Genomic DNA, 26,639 nt, shown 5'->3' on the forward strand with positions numbered 1-26,639 from the left:
GCACAAAGGTGTGTAACCATGCCCCAACCCCCCGACGAGGTAGCCGACGCCCTACAGCGCGTTCAGGCTCGTGCTCGACAGATCACCACCATGACCGCCTGGCACGAGCGTGTTACGTCGTCCGCCACTGAACTGCACCGGCAACTTCTCCAGGTCCAGGCGGACCTGGCGCGGACGCGCGAGTTGGTCACCATTCAGCAGGGCATCATCGGGATCGACCTCACCGACACGCCTCCGCCCCAGCTTGTGGCGGCCTGGCGTGCGGGCAGTCTGGGATACACACCGGTCCAGGTGTTGATCGACGACGCGACCGTCACACTCATCGTGCACGGGCCAGCACGCGAGGCCGACATGGTGCGCGAGGCTTACGACTGGTGCCGGGTCCGACAGATATGGCGGGAGGTGGCCGCCGAGGTGCGGGGGGCGGCGTGACGACGCATGTCATCCGATACGAGGACCTGCCCGAGGGCGTCGCCGTGGAGACCTACCGCGAAGACGACCAGCTCGTCATCGTCGTGAACTCGTCGCTCTCCCCTGCGGAACGGCGCGCGGCCGTCGCCTCGGCGTTGCGCGCGGCCCGCAACTACGGAGCCACCCCGCTCTTGGCCGTGGTCGGGTGCGCCGGGCTCCGCGATTTCCTGGCCGGACCGCTCGCCGCTGCGACCCTGTGCAGCGGCACAGTCGCCTACACACCGCCGATCACCCCGCCCCTCGTGACGGTTCAGGACATCAGCGTTCACCCGACGCTCACGCCCTGGGAGCGCTCCCGATGAAGAACAGCCCGGCCCGGGTGATCCCCGGGCCGGGCTACAGCCACCATTGACCTTTCTCTACGTCAAACAACACCAGGCGTGTCTTCCCAGGGCTGACCTGCCGTCATGATGAGAAGAGAAGCGCGCGTAGCTGTTCGATGACTTCTGGCTTTAGAGGTGGCGCGGTTTCCACCAGGTGCCGGACGTAGTCCTTAACGCGGACAGCCTCCATATCGGAGCATGCGCGTTCCCCGGCCTTGCTGTCAGCCTGCCTCTGCTCGTCAAGCCAGTCGTCCAGCTCGCTCTTCCAGGCGACCAGGCGACGCCCCTGCTTCCACAGGGGCGGAGCGTCGGGGCCGCCCTGGTGCCGGAGCCACCGGAGTGTGTTCTCGCTGCGCCGTACGTACTTGGCGATCTCCGGCAACAGCATGAGCTGATCGTCACGCGGACGAGCCGGTCGCCGGGCTGGGATGGCCTCCGCCATGAATTCCCCTCGGGTGAGCGGCAGTTGGCATTGATCATCGCCAACTGCCGCTTGTTAATGACAATCTGCAACAGCGCTCTGAAGCTAGCGGAATTTCAAAGGCCCAGGATTAGAATTTGGCCTATTCGGTTGTACGCCGCTTCGCTTCTGCTCGAAGGCGGCTCATGTACGCCTCCAGGGCGTCGCGGGGGATGAACCGTGCCCGGCCCACTCGGAAACTCTCGATTTCTCCGGACTTGAGCAGCGAGAACAAGATGGTCCGGCCGATGGGAAAGACCTTCAGGGCTTGTTCTGGCCGGTAGGCGAGCTGATCGTCCACGCGATCCACCTCCTTGCTTCGTGCGGGCGCTGAGCACAGATACCCGCACGCCGAGGTTTGCACGGCACGCACCGATGCGCAAGCTCGCCTAGATATGCGCGTATGTCGGCGAACCTAGACGGACGATGGGTTTCGCTGTACGGTGTCGGCCATGGGCAGTCGATCAGAGACAACGAACCCACGGCGGTACGGGTGGACCACGGTGGCCGGCCCCGACGGCGTCAGGGTGAACGTCCGGTTCAACCGCGACGCCGAAGGCCGGTGGGTGGTCACCGGGATGTTCATCGAGGGCGAGGCGATCGCCTCCGACACCTTGCGGAAGATCCCCCTCGGCCGCCTGGAGGCGCTGGCCAACACCGACCTCGCTTCCCTGGCGCTGACGCTGGAGCAGGCCGGGGCACCGCCGTCCGATGGCGGCCTCACCCTGGACGACCTGCGGAGCTTGGCCAGTGCCGCACCCGTCCCCACGGTGCGTCGCCCGCCTCTACGTCGGCCGGACGGCACGGACCCGGACGCCTTCTATCGGGAGGTGGCCACCGCGTACGCCTCGGCCGCCGCCGAGAGTTCGCGTCCCGCCGCGGTGCTGGCCGAGGAGGCCAGTGTCCCTGTGACGACTGTCCACCGATGGGTCCGTGAGGCACGACGCCGCGGACTCCTTCCCCCCGGGAAAAAGGGAAAGGCAGGATGACAGAGAAGTCCCCCCGAAAGGAACGCACGCGCGGCAATCGCGACGGGCGCCCGTTCCAGCGAGCCTCCGACGGCCTGTGGGTCGCCACGGTGTATCTGCCGAACGGCAAGCGAAAGCCGGTCTACGGCAAGACCCGCAAGGAGGCCGCCGACAAGAAGAAGAAAGCCGAGAACGAAATCGCCGCCGGTATGCCGGTGACGGTCGGCCGGACCGACACGCTCGCGCACTACCTGCTCAAGGTGTGGGTGACGGAGACACTGCCGCAGCGCGTGGCAGCGGGCAAGATCTCGGCGTCCACCCTCGACTCCTACCGCGACATGGTCGAGAAGCACATCGTCCCCCACCTCGGTCACCTCAAGCTGGTGGAGCTGTCCACCGGCGACATCCGGCGCTGGCTACTGGAGCTGGGCGAAAAGCTCTCGGGCCGTCAGCGTCGCAAGCTACGGCCGGGAGAGACCGAGTTGCCGCCGCCGGTCAAACTCTCGCCCCGCACGATCGCCTACGCGCACGCCGTCCTGCGCAAGGCGTTGGCCGACGCCGTGGACGACGAGACCCTCGGGCGCAACGTCTGCCTTCTGGTCGATGCGCCCGCCTCGGAGGATGAGGAGAAGGAACCACTCACCCGCGAGGAGGCCGCCCAGCTCCTCGGCGAGGCCGCAGGCGATCGACTGTGGGCCTACTGGCTCATGCTCTTGTCCATCGGCCTGCGCCGTGGTGAGGGGCTGGGCATGCGCTGGTCGCTCACCGATCTCGACACCGGGACGGCTCGGGTGGCCAAGACCGTCCAGCGGCTCCGTGGTGAGAAGGATGAGAAGACGGGCAAGCGCAAGGGCCAACTCGTGGAGAAGAAGCTGAAGACCAGCGCGTCGAAGGCGACGTTGGCGCTACCGAAGGTGGCGGTCGAGGCGCTGCGCGAGCACCGCCGGATTCAGGCGGCCGAGCGGCTGGCGGCGAAGATGTGGGCCGATCCGGACCTGGTGTTCACTACGACGATCGGCACGGCGCTGGAGCCTCGCAACGTCAACCGGGAGTGGGACTCTCTGGTCGCGCGGGCCGGGATCGGGCGTAAGGTGCGCCTGCACGACCTGCGGCACGCCTGCGCGACGTTCCTGTTCGCCGAGGGAGCTGACCCCAAGACGATTCAGGGCGTTCTGCGGCACACCCGGCAGGCGACGACCACCGACATCTACGTCCATCTGTTGGAGGAGGTGAAGCGCAGTGCCGCCGACAGCATGGACAGCGTTCTGGGAAGCCTGGTCGGCCTGTCGGGCGGACAGCGGAAAACGGCGTCCTGAGCGCGTTGCTACACCCGTTGCTACAAAATGACGAAGGCGCCCCTTGATTGATCAAGGAACGCCCTGGTCACACTATGCGCGGCCGAGAGGACTCGAACCCCTAACCTTCTGATCCGTAGTCAGATGCTCTATCCATTGAGCTACGGCCGCTTGCCTGTCGTTTTGGCCTGGTGGCCTTGGCGACGGGGATAACTCTACCAGGCGTGGGTGGGTGCTCAGCCAAATTATCGGCTGTGGCACCGGAGGTCCCCAAAGTCCTCAGGGGGCGGTCTTGAGGATCGAGGACAGGACGCCGGGGAAGCGGGCCTCCATCTCGGGGAGGCGGAGTTCGTGACGACGGAAACTCCCCTCGGGCGTGACGCGTAGGAGCCCGGCCTCGCGCAGGACCTTCAGGTGATGGGAGAGCGTGGACATGCTCACGGGGACGTCGAACTGGCCGCAGACCACACCCCCGGCCTCGGCGAGCCGACGGACGACCGTCAGGCGGACCTCGTCGGCCAGGGCGCTCAGCATCATGGGCAGTGTGATCGTCGAGACATCCGGGTGCTGGAGGGGACGCATATCCCGCATGGTACGCAGCGGGGCCTTGGCGAGCATGGTGCCGTTTTGACGCGTATGAATGCACCAGTGGCTCAGTGGGGCGCCTGGGTTTCTCCGGACATGTGGGCCTGTGCGGCTTGTGGACACGAGTAGTGCTCAGCGAGTACTGGGGTGCTCAACGATTTCCGGACAGTCCTGACCGAGAGCCTGGAAGAGGTAAACACGTGACGCGACGTCGCAGGCAGTTCTCGCCCGAGTTCGGAGAGGAAGCCGTCCGCATGGTGCTGGACGGCCCTCGCTCCATCGCCGCGGTGGCCCGGGAGTTCGGCATGAACCGCCACTGGATCAACACCCGCAAAGCCGCCTGTCCGGAAACCCCCAGGCACCCCACCAGCGAACGGAGCCCTTCGAGAGAACGACCCGGACCCCGGGCAGCGGCACCCGCCAAGAGAACGACTCCCCGTCACCCGTTGAGAACGCCCCCGAAAGAACAGCCCCCATGGGAGCGGCCCCGGGTCCTTACCGAACGGAGTGGTCCGAGGGAACGGAGTTCTCCACAGGGGCTTCCTTCTTGGGGAAGAGGGTGTAGCTGAGGGGCCACAGGAGGGAGATGAGGACGATCCTTGGGAGGACGCTTCCGAACTCCAGCAGACCGCTCGCCTTCGACCAGTCGCCGACCAGCCAGCCCAGGCCGTACAGCACGGCGGCGGCGATGGCGCAGGCCAGGACGGTGCGCAGCCACATCATCCATTCGTAGCGGGCCCTGGCCTTGCCGCCGGGTGGGGGCTTCCAGGGCGGCGGCCCTCCGGCGAAGCGGTGGGCGAAGCGCTGGTCGGCCCACTTGAGGGTCCGATGACCGAAGACGATCGAGTAGGCGAGGTAGCCCGCGGCCAGACCGTGGCGCCAGTCCGCCTCGGCGCCGCCGCGGATGTCGACCACCGAGGCGGCCAACAGGATCACGTCGAGCAACGGCACCGCGAGCAGCAGGGCCGTACTGAGACGTCGCATGCGCAGCAGGTAACGCGTGACGAGACCGAGTCCGAGAAGAACCCAGAAGCCGATCTCGCAACCGATGATCACCGCCAGAACCATGGTTCAAGGATCGGCGCGTGCCCCCGGTTCGGGCATCGTCTGCGCTGACGAAGTCCGTGGCCCCGCCTACATCCTTGTGTGTACGACGAACCCGCCCGCCGCCGGATGAGTCGCCGGCCTCGGGATGATGGGATGGAACCCATGAGACGGGACGCCCTGTGGGCCGTGATCGCCCTGGTGATGGGGCTGATCCTGCTCGCCGCCGGAGCCTACAACCGCCAGCCGTTGTCGGCCGCCCTGGCGGACCTCGTGCCCTTCCTGCCCTCGACCGTGCCCGTCCAGTTGCTTGCCGTCCCGCTGCTGCTCACCTGTCTCGGCGTCGTGGTACGGCGCAGCCACCCGGTGAGCGCCCTCGCGCTGGGCACGACGGGGATGACGCTGGATCTGATCTTCGGCTACTCCCTGGGCACGATCGTCGTCTTCACCGACAACCTCTACTCCGCCGCCCTGTACGGCCCGGCCAGGCTGGGCAGGTGGATGTTCGGCACGATCTCGGCCCTGGCGATCCTCATCGGCTGCGTGATCGCGATCCTCTCCCATGACGTGAGGGTCTTCGCGATCGCCGCGGCGCAGTTCGGCCTGCTCGGCACCGCGCCGGTCGTCAGCGCGCTCATCGTCAGGCAGTTCAGGACCCAGGCCGAGCTTGAGCGGGCCAGAGCCGAGCAGGTCGCGCGGCTGGCCGAGCTCGACCGGCGGGAGGCGGTGGAGGCCGAACGAGCCAGGATGGCCCGTGAGCTGCACGACATGATCGCCAACCACTTCAGCGCGATCGCCATCCAGTCCACGGCGGTGCTCTCCCGCAAGGATCTCGACATGGCGACCGTCCGGGGCATCCTTGAGTCGGTCCGGGAGAACAGTGTCCAGGGCATGGCCGAGATGCGTTCCATGATCGGGCTGCTCAGGCAGAGCGGGGACGGGGAGAAGGCCGAGGCGATCCGGCGCCGGGTGGCGGAAGTGGACGAGCTGGCGACGCGGGCCCGGGAGGCGGGCCTGGACGTACGGCTGCGCGTCGAGGGCGAGCCCAGGGAACTGCCCGCCGCCGTCGATCTCGCCGGATACCGGATCATTCAGGAGTCCCTGACGAACGCCCTCAAACACGGCGAGGAGAAGGTCGATCTGGTGGTCGAGTACGGCGCCGGGACGATCACCCTGGTCGCCGACAACCCGGTGGGAGCGGCCAGGAGGGCCTCCAGGCGGTACGGTTCCCCCGACCTGCCCAGCGCCGGGGCCGGGATCGTCGGGATGCGGGAGCGCGCGAGCCTGGTCGGCGGCTCCTTCGAGGCCGGGCCGTACGAGGAGGGCTGGCGGGTCCACGCCGAACTGCCGACCGAGGAGTCCTCGGTACTGCCTGGAGGGATGGTGTTGTGACGACCTCCAGGACCAAGTCGGGCAGGGGAACGAGCCCACACCGAACCGGCGACCACACCGCCCGGCGGCAAAGCGCCGTGACGGCCTCCGAGGCCAGGCCGAACAGAGCGCACCGAACCGGCGACCATGCCACCCGAAGAAACCTTCAGGACCAGGCCGGACAAGGGCGCGGTGCCACATCGGCCCAACCGGCGGGAAAGCACCGGACGACCCCCACGACCAGGCCATACGAAGCGCACCGAACCATCGATACCGTTCGAAGAAAAAGCACCATGACGACCATCGAGGCCAAGCCTGACAAGGGCACCGGACCACGCCGACCCGTCCGGCGGGAAAGCTCCGTGACAACCTCCAAGGCCGAACCGGACAAAAACGCGGGCCCACGCCGAACCGCTCGGCGGGAAAACACCAGGACGACCCCCACGACCAGCCCGGACAAGGACACAGGGTCACGCCGGACCATCGGCGATGTCGCCCGGAGAAAGAGTGCCGTGGCGGTCTTTGGGGCCGGGGTGTGCGAGCGTCGGAGGGTGTGTACTGGGCCCGGGGGGAGGGTGTTGTGACGGTCAGGGTTCTGGTGGCCGACGACCATGCGGCGGTGCGTAGTGGGATCGTGCTGATCCTCGACGGGCACGACGACATCGAGGTGGTCGGTCAGGCCGAGGACGGCGAGCGGGCTGTGGCGATGGCCCGTGACCTGCGGCCCGACGTGGTGCTGATGGACATCAGGATGCCCAGGCTCGACGGGATCTCCGCGACCCGCGCGCTGAGCGGGATCACGGACGTGCTGATCCTGACCACGTTCGACCTCGACGAGTACGTCTTCGGCGCGCTGCGGGCCGGGGCGGCCGGGTTCCTGCTCAAGAACACCGACGCCGACGGGCTGGTCGAGGCGGTGCGGGTGGTCGCGCGGGGGGACGGGCTGATCTCCCCGACGGTGACCCGGCGGCTGATCGCGGCCTTCAGGGGGGCGGTTCCGACGCGCGGGCCGGTCCCGGAGGTCGGCGGCCTGACGCCGCGCGAACGCGAGGTGCTGGCGTGCATCGGCCGGGGCCTGTCCAACGCGGAGATCGCCGTCGAACTGGACATGGCGGAGGCGACCACGAAGACCCACGTCAGCAGGCTGCTGAACAAACTGGGCCTGCGCAGCCGCGTCCAGGCCGCGATCCTCGCCCAGGAACTGTCCCCCGACATCTCCTGATATTTACGACCTCGCCCCTCCCAGTACAGCCCCGCCCCTCCCCGTACGGCTCCCGTACGGGGCCGCCCACTTTCAATACGGTGCGCCCCTTTCAGTACGGCTTCGCCCCTCCCCATCCGCGTCCTCATACTCCCGTCAGGCCGGTTGACCTCTCTCCCGCGCCCGCCCCACCCGTGACAACCACCCGGCCCGCGATGGTGACCGCCCATTCCCCTCATCACGACCGTCCAGCCCGCCAGAGTGACCGCCCGGCTCCTTGTGGTGACCACCCGGTCCTCACCACGACCGCCCTGCCCGCCAGAGCGACCGCCCGGCCCCGATGGGGAGGGCCGGGTGACACGGAGAACCCGGCCCTGACGACCACCCGGCCCCTTGTGGTGACCACCCGGCCCCCATCCACGACCACCCGGCCCCGGCGGCGGGGGGACCGGGCGACGCGAAGCGCCCGGTCCTGACGGCCCCCGGCCTCAGCGTGGGCGAAACGCCGGGGCACCGGACGATGCCGGAACCTGTGTCCTGGCCTCCGTGCGGACGAACCCCGAGAGGGTCGGGGACGGCTGCGGGAGGCATCGGGGGTGTCTGGCCTGGTTCCTTCGGTCGTCGGCGTCTTGTCGGTGGCCGGAAAGAGCGTGGTGACGAGTCAGGGGGTGAGGATGGCCAGGAGGTTGACGACGAGGTATTTCTCCGTCGTGCACTTCTCCTCGCACGTCGGCTCCGAGGCGTCCGGCCCCTTCGGGATGATCCCCTTGGGGGTCGTGTAGAGGACCGAAGGGAGCGTGGAGGACCTGCCGACGCCGTACCAGCCCTGGTCCTTCGTGGTTCGCTCACCGAATCCCGCAGCCTTGTCGGTCTCCGGGTCGTAGAGGACCGACAGGCGGGGGCTCGGACCCTGGGCGGGGCCCAGGAAACCCGTCGTGAGCATGCGCAGAGGAGCCGCCGACGGACCGGAGAAGGCGGATGGGATCCTGCGGTCGCTTCCGTCGACACGTTGCACGATGTTTCCCTCCTTCGTCAGGCCGGAGCACCAGACGGGACCGCACCGGAACTGCTCGGCTCCCTCCGGCGGGTTGACGGGGAGCGTCTGCCCTGTGGAGAGGTTGACCAGTTTCGTCTGGTTCCTGTCGTCGTGCAGGGAGACGTCGGACGCCCAGGGCCATGAGATCAGCGTGAGTCCCTCCGCCCTCGGAACCGGCTGGGGGGCGCCGCCCTCCAGTGGCATGCGATACACCCCGCCGCCGCGTACCGACCACACCAGGGAGTCCCGCGTGACGCCGAACCCCTCCACCTTGGCGAGCGCCCCCGTGACCTCGCCGACCTGCCTGGCCGTACCGCCTGTTCTGGGGGCCACCCAGAAGTCGGCCCACGTGTCGTCGTCCTGGACGTCGCCCCACCAGGCGATGGTGTCGGTCCCCACCTCGATCCTCTGGACGTAGTAGTTCCGCCTGCCCTCGGGCGAGGGTAGCCGGACGAGTGGCTCGCTGTGGCCCGTCGTCGTGTCGTAGGTGTCCAGCCTGGCCGCCCTCTCGAAGGAGGACTCGGCGATCAGCAGCAGCGTCGTCGGGCTCAGTGCCGCCGCGGGCTGGTACGTCAGACCGTCCGCCGCTTTCGTCGGGATCCTGGACACCGCCTTGGGCCAGACCTCGGAGACGGGACGCGGGATGGGCCTCCTGGAGACCTCGACCGTGCCGGGGGCCTCGGAGGCGCCCGCGAACACACCGCCTTCCGGTCCGCTCCCGCCGGGAAGGACGCCTCTGATCGCCCAAGGGCTTGTCGCGATCGCCACCACGGCCGCACAGACGAGCGCCACCCGCGCCCTGTGGGTGCGCCGTCTGGCCTGGGTCCTTACCCGGACCGCCCCGGCCAGGTCCCGGGTGAGGGCGGGCGCGTGGTCGGCTGCGTCGGCCAGTACGCGAATCAGGTCCGCCTCGTTCCTGTCGTTCGTCACAACGCCTCCGCCTTCACGGGGGTCATCCGGACCCTGAGCTTTTCGAGGGCGCGGAACGCCTGGCTGCGCACCGTGCCGCGGGAGATGCCGAGCAGGTCGGCGATCTCCTGGTCGGAGAGGTCCTCGTAGTACCGCAGGACCAGCACGGCCCGTTGTTTCGGCGGCAGGCCCCGCAGTTCGTTCCACAGGCCGGTCTCGTCCGGGTGGACGTCGGCGTGGGCTCCCTCGGGAACGGCCGCGACCAGCCGTTCCCTGCGCAGCCTGCGCCAGATGCTGATGTGCAGCCGTGCCATGGTCGTACGGACATATCCCTCCGGATCATCTTTTTTCTTGATCCGGGGCCACGCGTTCCCCAAGCGCATCAACGCCTCCTGGGTCAGGTCGGCCGCGTCCTCGGCGTTGCCGGTCAGGACGTATCCGTACCGGTACAACGCGTCTCCGCGCGCGGCGACGAAATCGGCGAATTCCACGCTCCAGGGACGTATGACCCCGCCCATCTGTTGCACCCCGGATTTCTTCTCCGTACGGCCCGCGGCGCACCACCGCCCGTTCATCCGCGATGCCTAGCGTGCCGCCATGAGACGACGCATGGCGATCACGGTCGGCGCCGCCGTACTGGCGCTGACGATGTCCACCCCCGCGGTGGCCGACCACCGGCCCGATCGCGGCAGGGCCGTGCTGACGGGGTTCGCCTCGCTGCCTGCCCGGACGTTCGTGCCCGGCAGCGAGCCCTCGGGCGCCCAGCTCGGCACGGCGCCGGTCAACGGGGTGACCCCGCCCTTCCCCGGGCAGCCGGTGCAGGGCTTCAGCGGGGTCGTACGGCGTGGCGACGGCACCTTCGACGTGCTGTCGGACAACGGCTACGGCGCCAAGGCCAACAGCGCCGACTTCCTGCTCCGGGTCCACCGGATCAGGCCGGACCTCCGGCGGGGGACGGTCAGGGTGCTCGGCGGGTTCGACCTGAGCGACCCCGACGGCCGCGTGACCTGGCCGCTGACCCGCCCCGACCGGAAGCTGACCGGCGCCGACTTCGACGTCGAGTCGATCGTGCGGACCTCCGACGGGACCTACTGGATCGGTGACGAGTTCGGCCCGTTCCTGCTGCACTTCTCGGCCACCGGCAGGCTGCTTGAGACGCCGGTCCCGCTGCCCGGTGTCAGGGCGCCGGAGAACCCGTCCCTGAACGGCGAGCAGCCGAACCTCGCCTCAAGCAAGGGCTTCGAGGGCATGGCCCGTTCGGTCGACGGGCGCACCCTCTACCCGCTGCTTGAGGGGACCGTGGCGGGCGACCCCGCGGGGACACTGCGGATCAACGAGTTCGACCTGCGCTCGCGCTCCTACACCGGCAGGCGGTGGACCTACCGGCTGGAGAGTCCGGGCAACGCGATCGGCGACATGATCGCGGTGGACGGGAGCCGTTTCCTGGTCATCGAGCGGGACAACCTCCAGGGGGACGCGGCGGCGTTCAAGCGGATCTACCAGGTGGACCTGCGCGACGGGCGCAAGACCCTGGTCGCCGACCTGCTCGACCTGGCCAACCCGGCCGGGCTCGGCGGGTTCGGGGAGACCTTCCGCTTCCCGTTCCAGACCATCGAGGACGTGGTGATCCTCGACGACCGGACCCTGGGGGTGCTGAACGACAACAACTTCCCGTTCTCCGCGGGCCGTACTCCGGGCGAACCCGACAACGACGAGTTCATCACCGTACGGCTGCCGCGCCCGCTGAGGGCCGACCCGCGCGTCCACCGTTCCTGAACCGGCGCGGAGGGGCCGTGTGACGTATCGCTCTCCCGCCTCCGCGAGGCCCCGCACGGCGGATCGCGCGTTAGGTTGGCCATCGACGGTTCACCGCGTGGACATCGTGAAGGCCACGAAGACGGGCGGGAGACGGTGGAGGAATGATGTGGGAAGAGCGGTTCGCCGAGCTGTCGGCCGTCGCCGCGCGCCAGAACGGGATGGTCACCGCGGCGCAGGCGGCCAGGGTCGGCGTCGACGACCGGGGGCTCGCCCACTTCGCCGCCTCGGGGCTGCTCGTCGAGCTTGACTGGTCGGTGTACCAGCTCGCGTGGTCGTCGACGGGGCCGCGCTACGCCTACCCCTACGCCGCCTGGCTGGCGCTGCTGCCCGAGCTCTACCGCTGGGAGCGGCCGCGTTCGGCCGACGAGGACGCCGTGCTCTCCCACGAGTCGGCCTGCCGCCTGCTGGGACTCGGCTCGGTCGCGAGTCCTCTGATGATCTTCACCTCCCCCGAGGCGCTTGAGGCGCCGCGGGCGGTGAAGATCCACCTCGCGCGTCTCACGCCGGAGGAGGTGACCGTGGTCGAGGGAATCCCGGTGACGACGGCGCACCGCACCGTCGTCGACCTGGTGGCCGACTGGACCGACCACGGCGACCTGCGCAGGGTCCTCATGGACGCCGTGCTGAAGGACCTCGTCGACCTGCGCGCGCTCCACGCCGACCTGGCCCCCCTGGCGGAGCGGCACGAGTTCCCCGGCGACGGCGCGCGGTTCGTCGAGTACTTCATCCCGGACCTCGACCCGGCGGCCCTCTCCCCACGGAACCGGCGGGGTCACGCCGCCCTGGTCCACCCGGAGCGGATCGCCGCCGTCGAACCGAGGGTGGCCCACATGCTCACGGAGGCCGGGGCCGTACCCGACGAGACCCTGAGCCGGGACATCGCCGCGGAGATCATCTCCCGGGTGGGTTAGGCACCGGCTCGTCCGGATACAGGTCCCCCCACAGTCGCCGCAGGAAGCGTTCGGCGCTGCCGTCGTCGTACCGGACAGCCGTGTACAGCGACGGCGGCACCTGGTCCGGGTCGGTGAGAGCACGGCACAGTTCCGCCTTGAACAGCGCCATCTCCCGGTCGCCGGGCCGTACGGCCAGCCGTCTCAGGCTGTCGTAGGCGTCCTGGTCGGCCTCGGGGTGACAGTAGGTGGCGCACACCCGCAGCAGCACGGAGTCCGTCATGCCGGGTCCGCGAACATGGTGGTGATCTCGTAGCCGTCACCTTGGCGGTTCGGCTGGAAGAAGTACTGCATGCTTCCCCCCTCCATGCTCGCGATGGGCACGGCCTGCGGCCCGGGGCCGGTCGGCCTGCGGTCCTCCGGCAGGTTCGCGGGGTCGCGGCGCTCCATGACCCAGGACGCCCGGTTCGCGATCGCGGCCTCAAGGCTACCGTTGAGGGGCACGATCCTGTATCCGGAGAAGTACAGGTGGCCGTCGGGGCCGAGCAGTTCCTCGATCGGCACGGTGACCCGGTCCGGACGCCTGTCGGGGTCGAACGGCGTCGTCAGGGCGTTCCGCACGGCCGGGTGCTCGATGCTCCGCGCGACGGCGACGGCGAACGCGACGGGGTCGCTGATCGCCGTGGCCGCGTCGGCGCAGCCGTGCTCCCTGTCCCCCGGCTTGAACGCGTCGGTCGAGCGCGCCCGCTCCCCCTCGTCGAGCTGCGCGGGGTCCTCCAGCCAGGTGACGCGGCGTTCCAGCCTGCCGTCCGCGGCGAAGCCCTCGTGCCGGGCGAGGTGGTGTCCCTGCCCCTGGTCGACGGCGACCAGGACACGCTGGACGGCCGGGTCCAGGTCCGCGACGCCGGCGAGCCACGGCCGGGTGGCGACGTTGTCGGCGATGTACCGCGCGGCCTCCTCCGGCGTGACCTCGGGAAGTCCCGCGACGGTCGGGTCGAAGCGTTCGAGCACCTCCCGTGGCGTCGGCTGCCCCTCGGCGATGGGGATCTCCAGCCGTTCCGCGTACGGCCGGACGGCGTTGCCGGTCGCCCTGTCGATCTCCTCCCCCAGGGTGAGGAGTTCCGCCGGGGTGAGCTGGAACAGCCGTAGCTCCTCCAGCGCCCGCCGGGCCAGGTCGGGCGAGGCGAGCAGCGGCCTGAGCGCCTCGGTGACGGCGACGCCGCGCTCCTCCTGGGCGGTGTCGTAGGCCTGGGCGATCCGGGCGGCGGCGGGGTCGATCTCAGTGTTCGCCGACGTGTTCGCCGGGGAGGTCTCCAGGCTCAGGACCGCGTAGGGGTGCGCGAGGGACAGGCCCTCGTACTCCTGGTCGGCGATGAACTGCGGTTCCAGCACGCCGAGCAGGGCGAGCCGTACGCCGTGCCACTTCCTGCCGACCTCGTCGGGCGTCGTGGCGTCGGTGCCCAGCCACAGCCGGAGCTGGTCGGCGTAGTAGGCGCTGCGCCTCCAGTCCTCGGCGGTCCAGTCGATCCACTCCTTGCCGTCGAGTGAGGAGCTCCGGCCGAGCCGCAGCGGCCACTGGTCGAGCTGGCCGCTGCTCACCAGCCGGGCGATCCGGTCAACGGTGACCGCGAGCCGCGCCGAGTGGTAGACGGCGACCGGCTGTCCTCTCCGGTTGGTGGGGTCGGACAGGTCGGGACCGAACGACACCCTCCGCATCCCGGTCAGCGGGGCGGGACTCGTCTCCTCGACGACGAACCTCGTGACGGGGCGTCCCATCCGGTCGAAGAGCGGGTTGCCCTGGTCGTCGAGGACCTGCTCCGGCCTGCCGAACGTCCAGTCCTGCCAGTAGAGCAGCCAGCGGTTGCCCTTGTTCCCGTCGTGTTCCAGGGCCTCGAAGTAGACCGTGGGCACGCCGAGCATCGCGGGGATCTCCAGCGCACCGCTCTCCATGCCGATCTGGACCACGTCGTGCTGGGCCGCCAGCCGGGCGAAGAACAGGCCCTGTTCCGCGTAGTTCAGGGCCACCCCCTCGTTGTGCTCCGGCTTCCAGAACTCCACCAGCGTCCGGATGTCGACGCCGTCCAGCACGCCCTCGCGCCGCCAGGCCTCCTCAAGCCCGGGACGACCGGCGAAGACGTCGTCACCGAGCAGGACGACACGCCGCCCCGGGTGCCGTTCGCGCAGCGTCTCGATCGTCTGACGCAGGATCTCGGGCCGGGTGTCCAGGTGCGGGCCGTGCCTGCCGCCGACCGGCTGTCCCCTGGTGTCGCGCACCCAGAGCAGGGCGTACTCCTCGGGATTCCCGTTGGCCGCGCCGAGCCGGTCGACCACCGCCTGCGCGCGGGCCGTACGGCGGGCGGCGCTCTCCTCGTCCGGTCCGAGCATCCTGTCCACCATGCGCCGCCTGGCCTGCTCGGCGTCGGTCTGGATCGCCTGCAGCGTGAGGAGCTGGGCCCGCATCCACTGGGTCTCGGCGTAGTGGCTCTTCTGACTGGTGTTGGCGAAGGCCAGCCGGACCCGGTGCGGCTCGATGCCGTAGTCCTCGATCAGACGCCGCCGCAGCTCCAGGGCGTCCTTGAGCGGCTGGGCGTGCAGGTCGACGAAGTGGTCGGCCAGCGTGGCGGGGTCGAGGTCCGTGACGTCCGGGGTCTTGAGCAGGGCGCGCAGGAAGGCGGCGTTGGCCTGGTCGGCGGTGAGGCCCGCCGGGAGGTCGCCGAGGAAGGCCAGGTGGGTCTGGTGGGAGTCCCACTGGTAGGTCTTGAAGCCCCGGTCGGGTTCGAAGGCGATCTCGACCGTCGTCTCCGGGTCCGCCATCAGCGCCGCCGCGTGGCTGTACAGCTCGCCACGCTGGTGCGCGTAGAAGCGCAGGTGCTTGTAGTTCTCGTTCTCCGGGCCGGGGACACGGGTCAGTTCCGTGTAGCCGTTGTCGTACATCAGCCGGCCCTTGACGAACTCCGCCTTCTCCTCGGGGGAGAGGTCGGTCCGTTCCTTGAGCAGCCGCAGTTCCTCGTCGAGGCCTCCCCGGGTCAGGTGGTCCCACCGCTCGACCATGTCGGGGTCGGCGTGGACCGTGGACGCCGGCGCGACGCTGGGGCCCTCCAGCTGCCGGACCCTCGGCGTTCCCGTGGGGGCGGTCGACTCCCCGGCGTCGGTCATGGGAGCGGGGGTCGTCCCGTCGGTCTCGACCCACTGGCGGGTCTGCGGGTCCCAGCGGCTGGCCGGCGGCGCCTCCGGCCGCAGGAGGGGGTCGAGGAACGCCTGCGCGACCGGGATGGCCTCGGCCAGCCCGCCGTACGGCAGGCCGGGTGTCGTCCTGGCGTACTGGTCGAACTTCCTGAACCAGTCGGGGTTGGGGATCTCGAAGGACTCGGGCACCTTCATGTTCTCGCCCTGTTCGAGCCGCCAGGCGAACTCCGCGTGCAGCATGGCGTGCGTCGCGGGCCCGTCCCACGACGAGCTCAGGATGATCATCAGGACGTCGACCAGGTCCTGGCACCGGTACGGCAGGTCACCCGACTTGCAGCTGAACAGGCCGCCCCCACGGGCGGTGCAGTCGAGGCAGCGCGTCTCCAGCGTCCTGATGCCGTGCGTGTAGATGCCGGAGACCTTGTGCGCCAGGGTGTCCTCGTAGGCGATGACCCTGATGGCGGGGGCCTCGTCCGGGTGGCCGGTCGACATGATCTGCGGGGGGAAGGCGATGAGGTCCGGCTCCTTCCACACGGGCCTGGTGCGCGGCGGGGCGATGTCGACGCTGAGCTGCATGATCTCCATGTCGCCGCAGTAGACCCTGTGCACCATCCTGACGGCCTTGCCGTGCAGGATGGGGACCTTCGACACCCGTTCGAACCGCAGCATGTCGCCGTGGTCACGGGCCAGCGCGGCCTCGTACTCGGCGGCCATCACCTCGGGGTCGGTGTCCCCCGAGATCCTGACGAGGTCGATGTCGCTGCTCGCGCGCCCCCCGGGGTTCCTGGAGAGCATCGCCTGGCCGCCCTTGAGCATCCAGTCGTCGGGGTTGGCGGTGAAGATCCTGCCGAGCGCGCGCTGGAGGGTGAACTGCTGGAGCTCGTCGAGCACCCCCGTCCCACGGCGGTGCGCCTCGGCCCGCACCTGGTTCATCAGGGTGTTCCAGAACCTCTGGAAAACCCTGGGATCACTGTCGGAGCCACTGTCCGAGCCACGGGAGTCGTCCGGGCTGAGGGCGGACCGCATGGCGAGGGCCGGGTCCGTCGCGACCTGGGGGATCCTGATCCCGGCGCGGCGGAGTTCGAGGACACCGCTCAGCGAGCCCCGGCGTTCGAGAACGGCCCTGCGCGCGGTCTGCCTGCCCGTCTCCCCCGGCCTGGGCGTCACGTCGGCCACGATGCCGGCCAGGGTGTGGATCTTCCGGTTCTCCACCGTGGTGTCCCGGTCCCGGCCGAGCAGTTCGTTGACCTGTTCGGCCAGCGCGTCCAGCCGTGGCGGGGCGTCGCCGAGCAGCAGCTCGGACAGGCCCCGCAGCCGGGCCAGTTCGGTGGTGGAGAAGGAGTACTCCGGTCCGGTGTCGTAGACCTCCTGCGCCATCCGGACCAGCGCGTCGGTGTAGGCCAGGTGGTACGGCGTCAGCGGCCCCTCGTCGGCGAAGAGGGCCTCGGCGCGCTCCAGGAGCCTGAGGTGCTCAAGCAGCGGACGGTCTCCGGCGGGGAACTCCTCAAGGAGCGTCCGCAGGTTCCCCGGCAACCGGCCGGGCTCGTAGTCGGGCCGCGACCACTCCTCGGGCCGGGTCTCGTCCTGAGTCTCGGGCCGGGTCTCGTTTCGCGTTTCAGCCTCGGGACCGGGCCGGGTCTCAGGCCGGGTCTCGTTTCGCGTTTCAGCCTCGGGACCGGGCCGGGTCTCGGGGTTGTCGGTCGTGGAGTTCTCAGGAGCGAGGTTCTCTGACGTGGAGGCCTCGGGCTCGGAGTTCTCAGCCGTGGAGGACGCGGGCGCGGTCTCGGGGCGGGCGGTGAAGGCTCCGCTCTCCGGCAGCAGGCCGTAGACGTGCTCCAGGTGACGGTCGCGGAGCCCGACGGCCTCCGGCACCGGGTGACCGTCCCGGTCGAGCACCGGGTTGCCCCCCGACCAGAGGAGGACCGTGTGCCCCAGCAGGTTGGCGTCGCCCCGGACGCCCGCCGCGCCGAGGTCGGCCCGGTTCCCGTCACGCGCGTCGACGTACTCGTCGAGCATGCCGAGCAGGTGCATCGTCTCGTGCGCGAAGACCACGGGCGGCATCTCCGCGTACCAGCTCGTGTGGTCGATGGGGGCGCGGGAGCGGTAGTCCGCCAGCTGGTCCAGCGGTGCGGTGATCACTTCGCCCTCGCCCGACCAGCTCTGGAGGTCCGCGAAGTCGAAGGCGCGGACCCCGGTCCCGGGGTGCAGGTGGACGACCTCGCCGGCCGGAGCCGAGTCAGGCGCGACCACGAACTCCATCCGCACGTGCAGTTGTGAACCGTCAGGCAGCCGGTGCTGGTGGTTGCAGTAGAGGTCCACCCCTTCGAGCACCCTGGCGTAGGCGGCGGCGATCTCCTCGGGACTCATCCGGGGATCGGCGCGGACGCTCACCCGGACGGTGATCTCGGTGACGGGACGCCGCTGTCCCCGCCACGGGACGGACAGTCTGCGCGCCTCCAGGCGGACCGCCCCCGAGGCGTGCGGGACGGTGACCGGTTCCGGATCGACCGATCCGCGCAGCCCCTCCCAGTCCCTGGCCGACGGCACCTCGCGGGGGTCATGGGCGTTGGCCAGCGCCTGCTCCGGCCCCGAGGCGGGCTCCACGTTGAGCTTCGGTACCCGGACCCCGTGGTCGATCTCCTCGGGCGGTGCGGGCCGTCCCCTGTTGATGAGGGCGTCGATGCTCCCCGCGGGCCGGATTCCGCCCCTGGAACCCACGAGCGGTACGGCGGCCCCCGGCGTGCCGTCCGGGGCCGTACGCGCGGGTGTCCCGCCCGGCACCGGGTCGCCCTGCCGGCCGACCTCGGGTGCGGAGGCGGACGGGGTCGGCCCGGCGAGCGCCGTGTTCCCCTGCCCACCGGAGGCCGGACCCGCCGGGCCCTCCGGTGCCGTCGAGGTCGCCGGGGCCGTCGTGTCGGCCGGGTTCGCGGCGGCGGTCCCCTGGTGACCGGTGTTCGCCGGGCTCTGCTGGCTCTGCTGGCTCTGCGGGTTCGCCGGGTTCTGCGGGGTGGGGGACTGGGTGGTCGAGGCGGGGTCGGTGACGTCCGGTGCGGCCGCCTGGTCGGGGCGTCCCTGCTGTTCCGTCGTGGTGGCGCCGTTCCCCTGTGTCCCCCCGGCCTGCGGAACACCGCCCGTCGGCTGCGCGCCCGTCTGCTGCGTGTCCGGGGAAACCTGCGCGCCCGGGGGAACCTGCGTGTCCGGAGCGGTGTCCGGGGCAGCGTCCGGGGCGGTGTCCGGGGCAGCGTCCGGGGCGGTGTCCGGGGCAGTGTGCGTGGTCGGGGAGACGTGCGTGGTCGAGGAGGTCTTCGTCCCCGGGGAGACGTGCGGGGCCGTACCGGGGGAGGCGTGTGTACCCGGCGGGGTCGTGGGAGTGGAGGAGGACTTCGGCGTGGTGGGGGAGACCGGCCCCTGCACCGGCCCCTGCGAGGAGTGCGACCCGCTCCCGGGTCCGTTCCCAGGCCCGCTCCCGGGCCCCGTTCCGGGGCCGGTCCCCGGGCCGCCCCCTGAGTCGTTCCCGGGAGCGCCCCCGGATGACGGGTCCGTCCCGACGCTCGCCAGGTCGGTGGCCGCGGCGGCGTCGATGGCGGAGTTCAACGCGCCCGCCGGGTTCACGAACGCCCCGACCACGTCGGCGTTGAACGGGCTGACCGTGTTCGTCCGGCCGGCTCCGCCCATGAAGCCGCCGACAAGCGAGTCGGCCGTCGGGGGCGCCCACTGCCCGTACACCAGGCCGTTGGCGACGAAACTGCCCGCGGGCGAGGCCACCACGTTGTTCAGGCCGGTGTTCAACGCCCGGCCGGGGAAGCGCTTGAAGGCGTTGCCCCACCCCGGCAGGTCGCCCGCGCTCCGGTTCAACTGGCGGATGCCCGGCAGGCTGTTGGTGAGCCCGGAGACCGAACCGCCTATCTTGGTTCCGACGACCGCGCCCGCGCCCGCGCCGATGACGGCGGCCATGGTCTTGTTCCAGTCCCAGCTCTTCCTGGTGCCCAGCTGGATCTGCTTGTACTGGGTGTAGGCGTCGATGAAGGTCTCTTCACCGATCTCCTCGAACAGTTCGCGGGCCAGCGCGCCGGACAGCAGCTTGCCCCCCGCGCCGCCCGCCAGGGTGGTCAGCTTGCTCGCCGCGGCGACCCCGGCCGGGCGTGCCGCCATGATGCCGAGGCGGGTGAGGATCTTCCTGATCACCTCCCGCAGGGCCGTCGCGGTCGAGCCGACCATCGGGGTGGTCGTCCCCGCGGAGAAGAAGGCCGCGAGCAGTGCGATGGCGATCGCGATGACGGCCACCCAGAAGGCCACGTTGATGGAGATCTTGGAGTACTGCGTCTCCAGTGCGAAGGCGTCCGTCTGCTGGGCGTACCGGTGGTGACCGGCCATCTTGGACAGCACGCCGGTCTTCTCGTCGTACATCTGCCCGATTCGGGAGAACGTGACGGGCTTGACGGGAGCCTCCCAGTCCGCCGCGATCGTCCGCACCGCCGTACTCGTGGGCTCGAAGGAGGCCGCGTAGACCTCGACGGCCCGCCGGTGCACCTCCCGCAGCTTCCACAGCCCGCTCTCGCTGGCCTCGGGCCAGGCCTGTCCCGACATGAGCATCGGGATCAGCCAGTGGACCACCCAGTCCGGCAGCTGTTCCGTCTCCCACACCGGCCGCACGTCCGTCGCGGACACGCCGCCGAAGTCGTCCTCCGACGGCAGGCCGCCCGGCGTCTGTGAGTTGACGTCCCCCCTACCGGCCATCTCAGGCCGTCACACGTCCCTGGGCCACTGCCTTCGCGTGGCGGGTCATGTCCTCGACGTTCCTGGCGTCGGCCGCCCGGGAGTTGGCGATGGTCTTGCGCAGCAGCGTCCCGGCGTCCGTGATGTGGCCGACCAGTTCGGCTCCCGTCTCGACCAGCCGGTTGGGGCCGTCCCCCTTGAGGTACTGGGCGGCGAACGCCCGCCCCTCGGGGCCGTTCCCCCACGGCGCCGTCGCGTTGAGCGCCTTCAGCTCGGCGGACACCGGCGACAACGCCTCGCTGAGGTCGGAGGCCATGGTGTCCCACTGGGAGATCCCGTTCTCGATGACCGCGCCCAGGTAGAGGACGGGCTCAGAGGTCGCCACTGGTCCTCCCCGCCATCATGCCGGCCAGCTGGTCCATCATCTTCTCCACGTCGCCTTCGATGTAGGCCCGCATCTGGTCGGCGGGGACCAGCGGCTCGAACACCTCGACGACCTTCTGCTGCGCCTTCTCGCCCGCGCGGTGGACGGTGTCGGTGATGGTGTCGGCCAGGGCCCTGGCGTCGGGGTGGCGGTAGATCCTCGGGTCGATGTCGAGCCGGACGAGTTCGCCGCGCGAGTTCACCGTGACCGTGATCAGGCCGTCCTTGGACCTCTCGGTCACCTGTACGGCCTTCGCGTTCCGCAGCAGGTCGAGTCCCTCGTCCTGCAGGCTCATGAAGGTCCGACGCAGTTCGTCGGCGTAAGCCTGCATACCTGTCGCGTCCGCTCTCTCGACCGGCTGCACGTTCTCCCCCGTGGTAAACGCTGTCACTGTGTTCACTCGAACAACACGATCAAGCTACCTAACGTCCACCACAAAGTTCGCTTCTGTTATTTAAATCACAGAACAGCTACAGAAGCCGTACATAAGTCACGAAATCATGACAGAACGCGCCTCTTCCCTCGCATTCCCCGTTTCCACGCGGGGGGTCCAGCGGCGATAAACTCCCCGCTCGACCCTTTCGAACCCCAGCGAGAGAGCCACCGGCGCCAGACCGCCGGGATACTCCAGCAGCACCTCGTCCTCCCTCTCGCCGACCACCAGGAAGGGTTCGCCGCGCCATTCGCAGACCGTCGTCACGAGGTCGATCCGCTCGCACTCCTCGGCGGGCACCACCACGATCCACCGCCCGGCGACCACCTCCTCGGCCCCCTCGACGGCGTACGGACTCCACAGACGCAGCCACAGTCCGTCCCCGCGGAGTTCGGGAGAGGCCCGGTAGGGGCTCCCGCGCCAGTGGGCCCGGTAGAAGGAGCCGGTCACCGCGCCACCTCAAGGAGAATCCATCCTCCGAGGTCCCCGTCGTAGACCGCGCGCCGCCGGGTCACCCCGTCGTCGCCCAGTTCCACGATCTCCGCCCCGTACGGCAACGCGACCCCGGCCACCTTGTACTCCCTGATCGTCTGGTCGACGTTCGGCACCAGCCCCAGCCCGACGAAGGGCGGCTCCTCGACCACCCACCCGCCCACGGCGCGCATCGTCTCCTCGTCCACCCCGCCGTAGGGCGTCCGGTAGAGGTCGAACCCGATCGCGGGCCAGCGCAGCACGTTCACCGATCCGCGATCGGTGATCATCTCCTCCTGCAGCAGGGCCTCGGCGAGCACGGCCGGCGTCGCGATGTGCGCCACGTCGAGGGCGTGGTGACAGTATCCGGACACACTCGGCGCGCCGTCGTCGAGCAGCGCCCGGATCTCCTCCGGCCCGACCAGTTTCTGCACGATCGGGATCCCCGGATCGACCGCGTTGTCCTGCGCGAGGGTGGGCGCCGCGAGCCGGGCCACCGTACCCGACTCAAGGAGGAAGGAGGGCTCAAGCCCCGGGTTGACCGCCAGTCCCCAGTGGGGGTCGGGCCATCCCGCGGCGAGTTCGGCCATCAGGACGATCCGGTGGTCGCCGACGGCTCCGCCGGTGCCCGTCAGCAGCGCCTCCTGTGAGGTGTAGGCGATCAGCCAGGTCCGTTCGCCGTCCGTCCAGGTCGGCCAGGCCACGGGCTCGTCCCCCGCCGCCGCGGCTCTGGAGATCGGCATCGCGAAGTCGGCCGCGGCCAGCAGGCCCAGGCACCGGGCGAGGTTCCCTCCCGTCTGCGCCGCGTGGAGCCGCTCTTCGAAAGGAGTGAACCGCCACATACGGCACACCGTAGTCGAGGGAAGTCCGCGGGCCCTCCCCGGCAGGAGGGGAGAGCCCGCGGGGTCCAGATGCCCGCCGCCCCTTTGTGCGAAACGCAAATTACATATATGGGGCGTCCGTTACAAGCCTAATTCGAACAACCGTTGACAGTGCCCGAGGGGAGCGGAGTATGGAGGGGCGGGGTCAGGCGCCGCCCGCACCAATGCCGGACACCCGGGGTACCCACCCTGGCGACATTCCTCCCCTGCCCCGATGCTTCGATGTTGCGAAGCAAACCAATCGGTTAAGGGGTTTTCATGGACCTGGGACTTGACGGCCGTACCGTGATCGTGACCGGAGCGTCGGGCGGCATCGGCCGGGAGGTCGCGCGGGGTTTCGCCGCCGAGGGTGCCGACGTGGTGCTCACCTATCGCAGCTCACCCGAGGAAGCCGGGCGGGTGGCCAAGGAGATCGGGGAACACGCCCTGGTCGTCCCCTACGAGCTCGGCGACCTCGATTCGGCCCGCGCCGTGGTCTCCGCCGCGCTCGACTGGACCGGCCGGATCGACGTGCTGGTCAACAACGCCCTCTTCACCTGGGGATGGGAACCCGGCGAGTCGTTCGACAAGGTCGAGGAGGACGCCTGGCGTGAGATGGTGCGGCGCAACATCGAGGGCTACCTGGAGCTGAGCAGGCTGGTCACCCCCGGGATGCGCGAACGCCGTTTCGGACGCCTCGTGCACATCTCCAGCGGTCTCGTCGACGAGGGCATGGCCGGTGCGGAGTACTACACGACGGCCAAGGCCGCGGTCCACGGGTTCAGCCGGTCCGCGGCCTTCAGCCTCGGCCGGGACGGCGACATCCTGTCCAACGTCGTACTGCCCGGCCTCACCGCGACCGCGCGCAACGAGGAGCGGATCGAGCCGTTCAGTCAGCGCTACATCAACCTGTCGGCCGTCGGCCGGCTGCTCGACGCCCGTGAGGTGGCCAACGCGGTCGTCTACCTCGGTTCGGCCGCCAACACCGGCATCACCGGCCAGACCATCTCCGTCACCGGCGGCGTCTGACCCGCCCGTCCCCGGCGGCGACACCCGAACCCGCCGGGGACGCCGGTTCCTCGGACGGGCGGCGAACCGGAAAGGCGGCTCTCCTGGCAGGCGGTGAACCAGGGCAGGCGGCTCCCGGGGCGGGCGGTGAACCGGTGACGCGGCCGAAACCGGCCCGCCGGTCAGGTGTCCCGGTGCCGTTCGACGCGCTTGCGCCTGGCGACCTCGCGCTTGTACTCGGCCAGTTCCCGCCTCCTCTCCCGCTGGTCGGTGGCCGCCTCACGCTTGCGGCCCTCCAGCTCGATCCGCATCGCCTCCTGCGAGGCCGTACTCCTGGTGGAGACCCGGGCGGCCTGGCGGGCGGCGAGCTTGGCGGCGCGTTTGGGGTTGACCCGCCGCTCGGCGCGCTCCCCCGCCGGTACGGCGCGCGACTCCGCGGTCCGCGCGAGCAGCGCGCTACCGTGCCGCATCAGGAACTCGTACAGCTCCGGGTCGGTCGGCTCAGAGCCGAGGACGAACCGCGTCACCCGCAGTTCGTCGCCCTCGACCATCTCCAGGACACCGACCCAGAAGGGGCCCTCGTAGTAAACGGCCAGTGAGATCACAACGCCCTCCCAGGTGTATGCCGACGAACGGTCTGACGAGACCGTTTCCGGCACACCGGACATCCCTGGAGAGGGCGGTTACGAGAGCGACATGCCCGGGCTACCAACCGGACCGCGTTTTCGTGTGCGGCCCCATGGTACGCCCCGGATCAGGTGTCGTTGAAGCGGGTGAGCGTCCACCGGGGCGGCGGCCACCGGCCCGGGTCCTCGTCGGTGACCCACTCCGTCACGGAGGCCGGGGAGACCTCCAGGTCGAAGGGCCGGTAGGCGGGCAGCAGCCCGAACACGTTGAAGGAGACCTCGACCGTCTCCGCATGGCCGACGACGATGACGGTCTCACCGCGATGGCGGTAGGCGAGGTCGGCGACGGTACGGCTGACGCGCGTCACCAGCTCGGCCCAGCTCTCGTTGCCCACCTGGAAGGGCCGGTGGACGCCGCCGCCGTCGGCGTGGAAACGCCGCAGGAACTCCTCGCTCGGCAGCCCGTCCGCCTCCGGCGGGATGTGCCAGGTGCACAGCCCGCAGTCCTGGAAGTCCTGGGAGAAGGGCAGGCCGCAGGCCGCCGAGATCGCGACGGCCGTCTCGACCGCCCTGGGCAGGATCGAGGAGTAGACCGAGGTCCTGGCCTCCCCGATCTCGGCGGCGAGCCGCCTCCCGAGCCGTTCCGCCTGCTGCCTGCCGGTCTCGGTGAGCCCCCGGCAGCCCTTCGGGCCGCCTGTCACCCGCTCGTGCTTGTGCAGGGAGTCTCCGTGTCGCACGAAAAGGACGCGGGTCCGCATGATCTCGATCATGCCGGCCTTCGTGGGGCGGGCGAGAGAGGAATGTCCATATGGTCGAGTTCCATCGACCATATGACCGATCATGATCGACCGCGCGGAACCTAGCTTCGGGGGTGACGACATTCGACAGGGGGCTTTCCGTGCGTGCACGAAAGATCGTCACAGCCGCCGCCGCGGGGGCGACGCTGATGACGGGGATGGCGGTCACCGGCCAGGCGTCAGCGGACGCCGCGGACCTCACAGGGGCCACAGGAACGTTCCATCGCCAGACACTCACCTGGCACGGCTGCAGGACCGGGCCGGACGACGAGACCGGCGAGAAGCTGGACGCGGCGGGCGCCCAGTGCGCCGAGGTCACCGTCCCGCTGGACTACCGCAATCCCCGGGGGCGGACCATCTCGGTGGCGATCTCCCGGATCAGGGCGACCGACCCGGCCAGGCGCAGAGGCGCCCTGCTGATCAACCCCGGTGGTCCCGGCGGGAGCGGGGTGCCCCAGGTGCTCCTGGCCGGGTACATGCCCACCGTCGCGGCCCGTTACGACCTGATCGGGATGGACCCGCGCTTCGTCGGCCGCAACAGGCAGATCCGCTGCCGGTGGACGACCGACACCCCGACCCGGTCCGCCGGTCCGACCCGCCGCACCTTCGACGAGAGCGTGACCCTCATGAAGGAGCTGGCGGACGAGTGCGCCCAGGGCGACCGTGACCTGCTGCCCCACGCCACGACCCGCAACACCGCCCGCGACATGGACGTCGTCCGCGAGGTCCTCGGCGAGCCCAAACTGTCCTACCTCGGCTACTCCTACGGCACCTACCTGGGCGCCGTCTACACGCAGATGTTCGGCGCCCGCGCCGACCGGGTCGTGCTGGACAGCGCGGTCGGACCGGACGTCTACGGCCCCGACCTGCTGTCGGAGAACGGCCCGGCGATCGCCGCCGCGCTGCGGAACTGGGCGTCGTGGGCCGCCGCGCGCGACGCCGAGTACGGCCTGGGCACGACCGAGGCCGAGGTCCTGGCCACCGTGGAGCGTGTCGACCAGGCCGCCACCCGGCGCCCGCTGCGGGTCGGCCCGTACCGGCTCGGCTCCCAGCACGTCCCCTATCTGCTGTTCATCCGCCTCTACGACGACCGCCCCGAGGCGTACGCCGGCCTCGCCGCCGAGGTGCGGGTGCTGGCCGACGCCGCCCGGGGGAGAACGGTCACCGCCCCGGCGTCGTTGAAGGAGACGCTCGACGGCCTGTTCACCGGTTCGGGGTCGGCGGAGGACCGGGCGGGGACCCCGATCATCTGCGCCGACAAGCCCACCACCCGCGACCCGCAGTCCTACTTCCGCGACATCCAGGCCCACCGCGCCGACGAGCCGCTGTTCGGGCCGATGACCCGCAACGTCAGTCCCTGCTCCTTCTGGCCGACCGCACCGGTCGAGGCGCCGACCACGATCGGCAACGACGTCCCGCTGCTGGTCGTCGGCGCGACCGGCGACCCGGTGACCCCCTACCCCGGCCAGCGGGCCATGCACCGGGCGTTGACCGGTTCCCGTATGGTCACCTTGCGCGGCGCCTACCGTCACGGCGCCTACCTCGCGGCGGGCGACACCTGCGTCGACGCCACCGTCAACCGGTATCTGGTCGACGGTGTCCTGCCCGGCGGTGACACCGTCTGCGACAGGGACGGTGCCCCGGCCGGGCGACGGTGAGCCGTGCCCGTGTCCCACGGTGGTCCGGCACTCGTGGGACGCGGGCACCTTGACGTGTTCCGCGGGTCCTCACCATGGTGAGGACCCGC

At 70.1% G+C, this 26,639-nt stretch carries 25 protein-coding genes and 1 tRNA gene; 11 read left to right on the forward strand and 15 right to left on the reverse strand.

What is annotated here, in order from left to right; all coding sequences use genetic code 11:
- The first annotated feature begins 18 nt into the window (after nucleotides 1-18).
- Nucleotides 19-432: a hypothetical protein gene (locus ABZ463_RS35755; protein ID WP_362783381.1), complete on the forward strand. Its 414-nt coding sequence runs from the start codon at nucleotides 19-21 to the stop codon at nucleotides 430-432.
- Nucleotides 429-773 carry a hypothetical protein gene (locus ABZ463_RS35760; protein ID WP_362783384.1) on the forward strand — a complete coding sequence of 115 codons (345 nt, stop codon included), beginning with the start codon at nucleotides 429-431 and terminating at the stop codon, nucleotides 771-773. The genes ABZ463_RS35755 and ABZ463_RS35760 overlap by 4 nt, the downstream gene beginning before the upstream one ends.
- A gap of 103 nt (nucleotides 774-876) precedes the next feature.
- Here ABZ463_RS35760 and ABZ463_RS35765 read toward each other — a convergent pair whose 3' ends face one another.
- Both ABZ463_RS35765 and ABZ463_RS35770 read right to left on the reverse strand, forming a co-directional pair.
- Nucleotides 877-1,182, reverse strand: coding sequence for a helix-turn-helix domain-containing protein (locus ABZ463_RS35765; protein ID WP_362783387.1), 306 nt, complete (start codon nucleotides 1,180-1,182; stop codon nucleotides 877-879).
- Nucleotides 1,183-1,357: 175 nt separating this feature from the next.
- Nucleotides 1,358-1,555: a hypothetical protein gene (locus ABZ463_RS35770; protein WP_362783390.1), complete on the reverse strand. Its 198-nt coding sequence runs from the start codon at nucleotides 1,553-1,555 to the stop codon at nucleotides 1,358-1,360.
- Nucleotides 1,556-1,706: 151 nt separating this feature from the next.
- Here ABZ463_RS35770 and ABZ463_RS35775 point away from each other — a divergent pair, with 151 nt between their 5' ends.
- A complete protein-coding gene (locus ABZ463_RS35775) occupies nucleotides 1,707-2,243 on the forward strand; it encodes a hypothetical protein (protein ID WP_362783393.1) in 537 nt (178 codons plus the stop codon).
- Nucleotides 2,240-3,538 carry a site-specific integrase gene (locus ABZ463_RS35780; protein WP_362783395.1) on the forward strand — a complete coding sequence of 433 codons (1,299 nt, stop codon included), beginning with the start codon at nucleotides 2,240-2,242 and terminating at the stop codon, nucleotides 3,536-3,538. Before ABZ463_RS35775 ends, ABZ463_RS35780 begins: the two co-directional genes overlap by 4 nt.
- A 77-nt stretch (nucleotides 3,539-3,615) precedes the next feature.
- Here ABZ463_RS35780 and ABZ463_RS35785 read toward each other — a convergent pair.
- Nucleotides 3,616-3,688 (reverse strand) — tRNA-Arg (locus tag ABZ463_RS35785).
- Between the two features lie 108 nt (nucleotides 3,689-3,796).
- Nucleotides 3,797-4,099, reverse strand: coding sequence for a metalloregulator ArsR/SmtB family transcription factor (locus ABZ463_RS35790; RefSeq protein ID WP_352012871.1), 303 nt, complete (start codon nucleotides 4,097-4,099; stop codon nucleotides 3,797-3,799).
- Nucleotides 4,100-4,302: 203 nt separating this feature from the next.
- Here ABZ463_RS35790 and ABZ463_RS35795 point away from each other — a divergent pair, with 203 nt between their 5' ends.
- Entirely contained in the window at nucleotides 4,303-4,671 is a 369-nt protein-coding gene (locus ABZ463_RS35795; RefSeq protein WP_362783398.1) for a transposase, read from the forward strand.
- Here the strand turns inward: ABZ463_RS35795 and ABZ463_RS35800 are convergent.
- Nucleotides 4,598-5,170 (reverse strand): hypothetical protein, encoded by a 573-nt coding sequence (locus ABZ463_RS35800; RefSeq protein ID WP_352012870.1) that lies wholly within the window; start codon nucleotides 5,168-5,170, stop codon nucleotides 4,598-4,600. The genes ABZ463_RS35795 and ABZ463_RS35800 overlap by 74 nt on opposite strands.
- A 141-nt stretch (nucleotides 5,171-5,311) precedes the next feature.
- On the opposite strand from ABZ463_RS35800, the gene ABZ463_RS35805 reads away from it, so the two are divergent.
- Together ABZ463_RS35805 and ABZ463_RS35810 are read left to right on the forward strand one after the other, a co-directional pair.
- Nucleotides 5,312-6,538 carry a histidine kinase gene (locus ABZ463_RS35805; protein ID WP_352012869.1) on the forward strand — a complete coding sequence of 409 codons (1,227 nt, stop codon included), beginning with the start codon at nucleotides 5,312-5,314 and terminating at the stop codon, nucleotides 6,536-6,538.
- 559 nt (nucleotides 6,539-7,097) lie between these two features.
- A complete protein-coding gene (locus tag ABZ463_RS35810; protein WP_352012868.1) occupies nucleotides 7,098-7,739 on the forward strand; it encodes a response regulator transcription factor in 642 nt (213 codons plus the stop codon).
- Nucleotides 7,740-8,379: 640 nt separating this feature from the next.
- Here the strand turns inward: ABZ463_RS35810 and ABZ463_RS35815 are convergent.
- On the reverse strand, nucleotides 8,380-9,684 hold the full coding sequence (locus tag ABZ463_RS35815; RefSeq protein ID WP_362783402.1) for a hypothetical protein: 1,305 nt from the start codon (nucleotides 9,682-9,684) through the stop codon (nucleotides 8,380-8,382).
- Nucleotides 9,681-10,154: a SigE family RNA polymerase sigma factor gene (locus ABZ463_RS35820; protein WP_352012866.1), complete on the reverse strand. Its 474-nt coding sequence runs from the start codon at nucleotides 10,152-10,154 to the stop codon at nucleotides 9,681-9,683. Before ABZ463_RS35820 ends, ABZ463_RS35815 begins: the two co-directional genes overlap by 4 nt.
- A 106-nt stretch (nucleotides 10,155-10,260) precedes the next feature.
- Between ABZ463_RS35820 and ABZ463_RS35825 the strand changes: the two genes are divergently transcribed.
- Both ABZ463_RS35825 and ABZ463_RS35830 read left to right on the forward strand, forming a co-directional pair.
- Complete coding sequence (locus ABZ463_RS35825; protein WP_352012865.1) at nucleotides 10,261-11,439, forward strand: esterase-like activity of phytase family protein; 1,179 nt, start codon at nucleotides 10,261-10,263, stop codon at nucleotides 11,437-11,439.
- 146 nt (nucleotides 11,440-11,585) lie between these two features.
- Nucleotides 11,586-12,392 carry a type IV toxin-antitoxin system AbiEi family antitoxin domain-containing protein gene (locus ABZ463_RS35830; protein WP_362783406.1) on the forward strand — a complete coding sequence of 269 codons (807 nt, stop codon included), beginning with the start codon at nucleotides 11,586-11,588 and terminating at the stop codon, nucleotides 12,390-12,392.
- Here the strand turns inward: ABZ463_RS35830 and ABZ463_RS35835 are convergent.
- The 6 genes from ABZ463_RS35835 to ABZ463_RS35860 form a co-directional block, all read right to left on the reverse strand.
- Entirely contained in the window at nucleotides 12,373-12,654 is a 282-nt protein-coding gene (locus ABZ463_RS35835) for a hypothetical protein (protein WP_352012863.1), read from the reverse strand. The two genes, ABZ463_RS35830 and ABZ463_RS35835, sit on opposite strands and share 20 nt — an antisense overlap.
- A complete protein-coding gene (locus ABZ463_RS35840) occupies nucleotides 12,651-20,294 on the reverse strand; it encodes a nucleotidyl transferase AbiEii/AbiGii toxin family protein (RefSeq protein WP_362783409.1) in 7,644 nt (2,547 codons plus the stop codon). Before ABZ463_RS35840 ends, ABZ463_RS35835 begins: the two co-directional genes overlap by 4 nt.
- Before the next feature lies 1 nt (nucleotide 20,295).
- On the reverse strand, nucleotides 20,296-20,658 hold the full coding sequence (locus ABZ463_RS35845; RefSeq protein WP_352012861.1) for a hypothetical protein: 363 nt from the start codon (nucleotides 20,656-20,658) through the stop codon (nucleotides 20,296-20,298).
- The gene (locus ABZ463_RS35850; protein WP_362783412.1) at nucleotides 20,645-21,028 is read right to left on the reverse strand and encodes a YbaB/EbfC family nucleoid-associated protein; all 384 of its coding nucleotides are present in this window, start codon (nucleotides 21,026-21,028) and stop codon (nucleotides 20,645-20,647) included. Before ABZ463_RS35850 ends, ABZ463_RS35845 begins: the two co-directional genes overlap by 14 nt.
- Nucleotides 21,029-21,187: 159 nt before the next feature.
- Nucleotides 21,188-21,580: a hypothetical protein gene (locus ABZ463_RS35855; RefSeq protein ID WP_362783415.1), complete on the reverse strand. Its 393-nt coding sequence runs from the start codon at nucleotides 21,578-21,580 to the stop codon at nucleotides 21,188-21,190.
- Complete coding sequence (locus tag ABZ463_RS35860) at nucleotides 21,577-22,443, reverse strand: SseB family protein (protein WP_362783418.1); 867 nt, start codon at nucleotides 22,441-22,443, stop codon at nucleotides 21,577-21,579. The genes ABZ463_RS35855 and ABZ463_RS35860 overlap by 4 nt, the downstream gene beginning before the upstream one ends.
- 297 nt (nucleotides 22,444-22,740) lie before the next feature.
- Between ABZ463_RS35860 and ABZ463_RS35865 the strand changes: the two genes are divergently transcribed.
- Nucleotides 22,741-23,490 (forward strand): SDR family oxidoreductase, encoded by a 750-nt coding sequence (locus ABZ463_RS35865; RefSeq protein ID WP_362783421.1) that lies wholly within the window; start codon nucleotides 22,741-22,743, stop codon nucleotides 23,488-23,490.
- Between the two features lie 161 nt (nucleotides 23,491-23,651).
- On the opposite strand, the gene ABZ463_RS35870 is transcribed toward ABZ463_RS35865, so the two are convergent.
- Nucleotides 23,652-24,074, reverse strand: coding sequence for a YjdF family protein (locus ABZ463_RS35870; RefSeq protein ID WP_352012856.1), 423 nt, complete (start codon nucleotides 24,072-24,074; stop codon nucleotides 23,652-23,654).
- A 149-nt stretch (nucleotides 24,075-24,223) separates the two neighbouring features.
- Nucleotides 24,224-24,853, reverse strand: coding sequence for a histidine phosphatase family protein (locus ABZ463_RS35875; protein ID WP_352012855.1), 630 nt, complete (start codon nucleotides 24,851-24,853; stop codon nucleotides 24,224-24,226).
- Nucleotides 24,854-24,993: 140 nt separating this feature from the next.
- On the opposite strand from ABZ463_RS35875, the gene ABZ463_RS35880 reads away from it, so the two are divergent.
- Nucleotides 24,994-26,550 (forward strand): alpha/beta hydrolase, encoded by a 1,557-nt coding sequence (locus ABZ463_RS35880; RefSeq protein WP_362783425.1) that lies wholly within the window; start codon nucleotides 24,994-24,996, stop codon nucleotides 26,548-26,550.
- Nucleotides 26,551-26,639: the final 89 nt, after the last annotated feature.

The organism is Streptosporangium sp. NPDC020145 (genome assembly GCF_040631275.1).
GTDB lineage: Bacteria > Actinomycetota > Actinomycetes > Streptosporangiales > Streptosporangiaceae > Streptosporangium.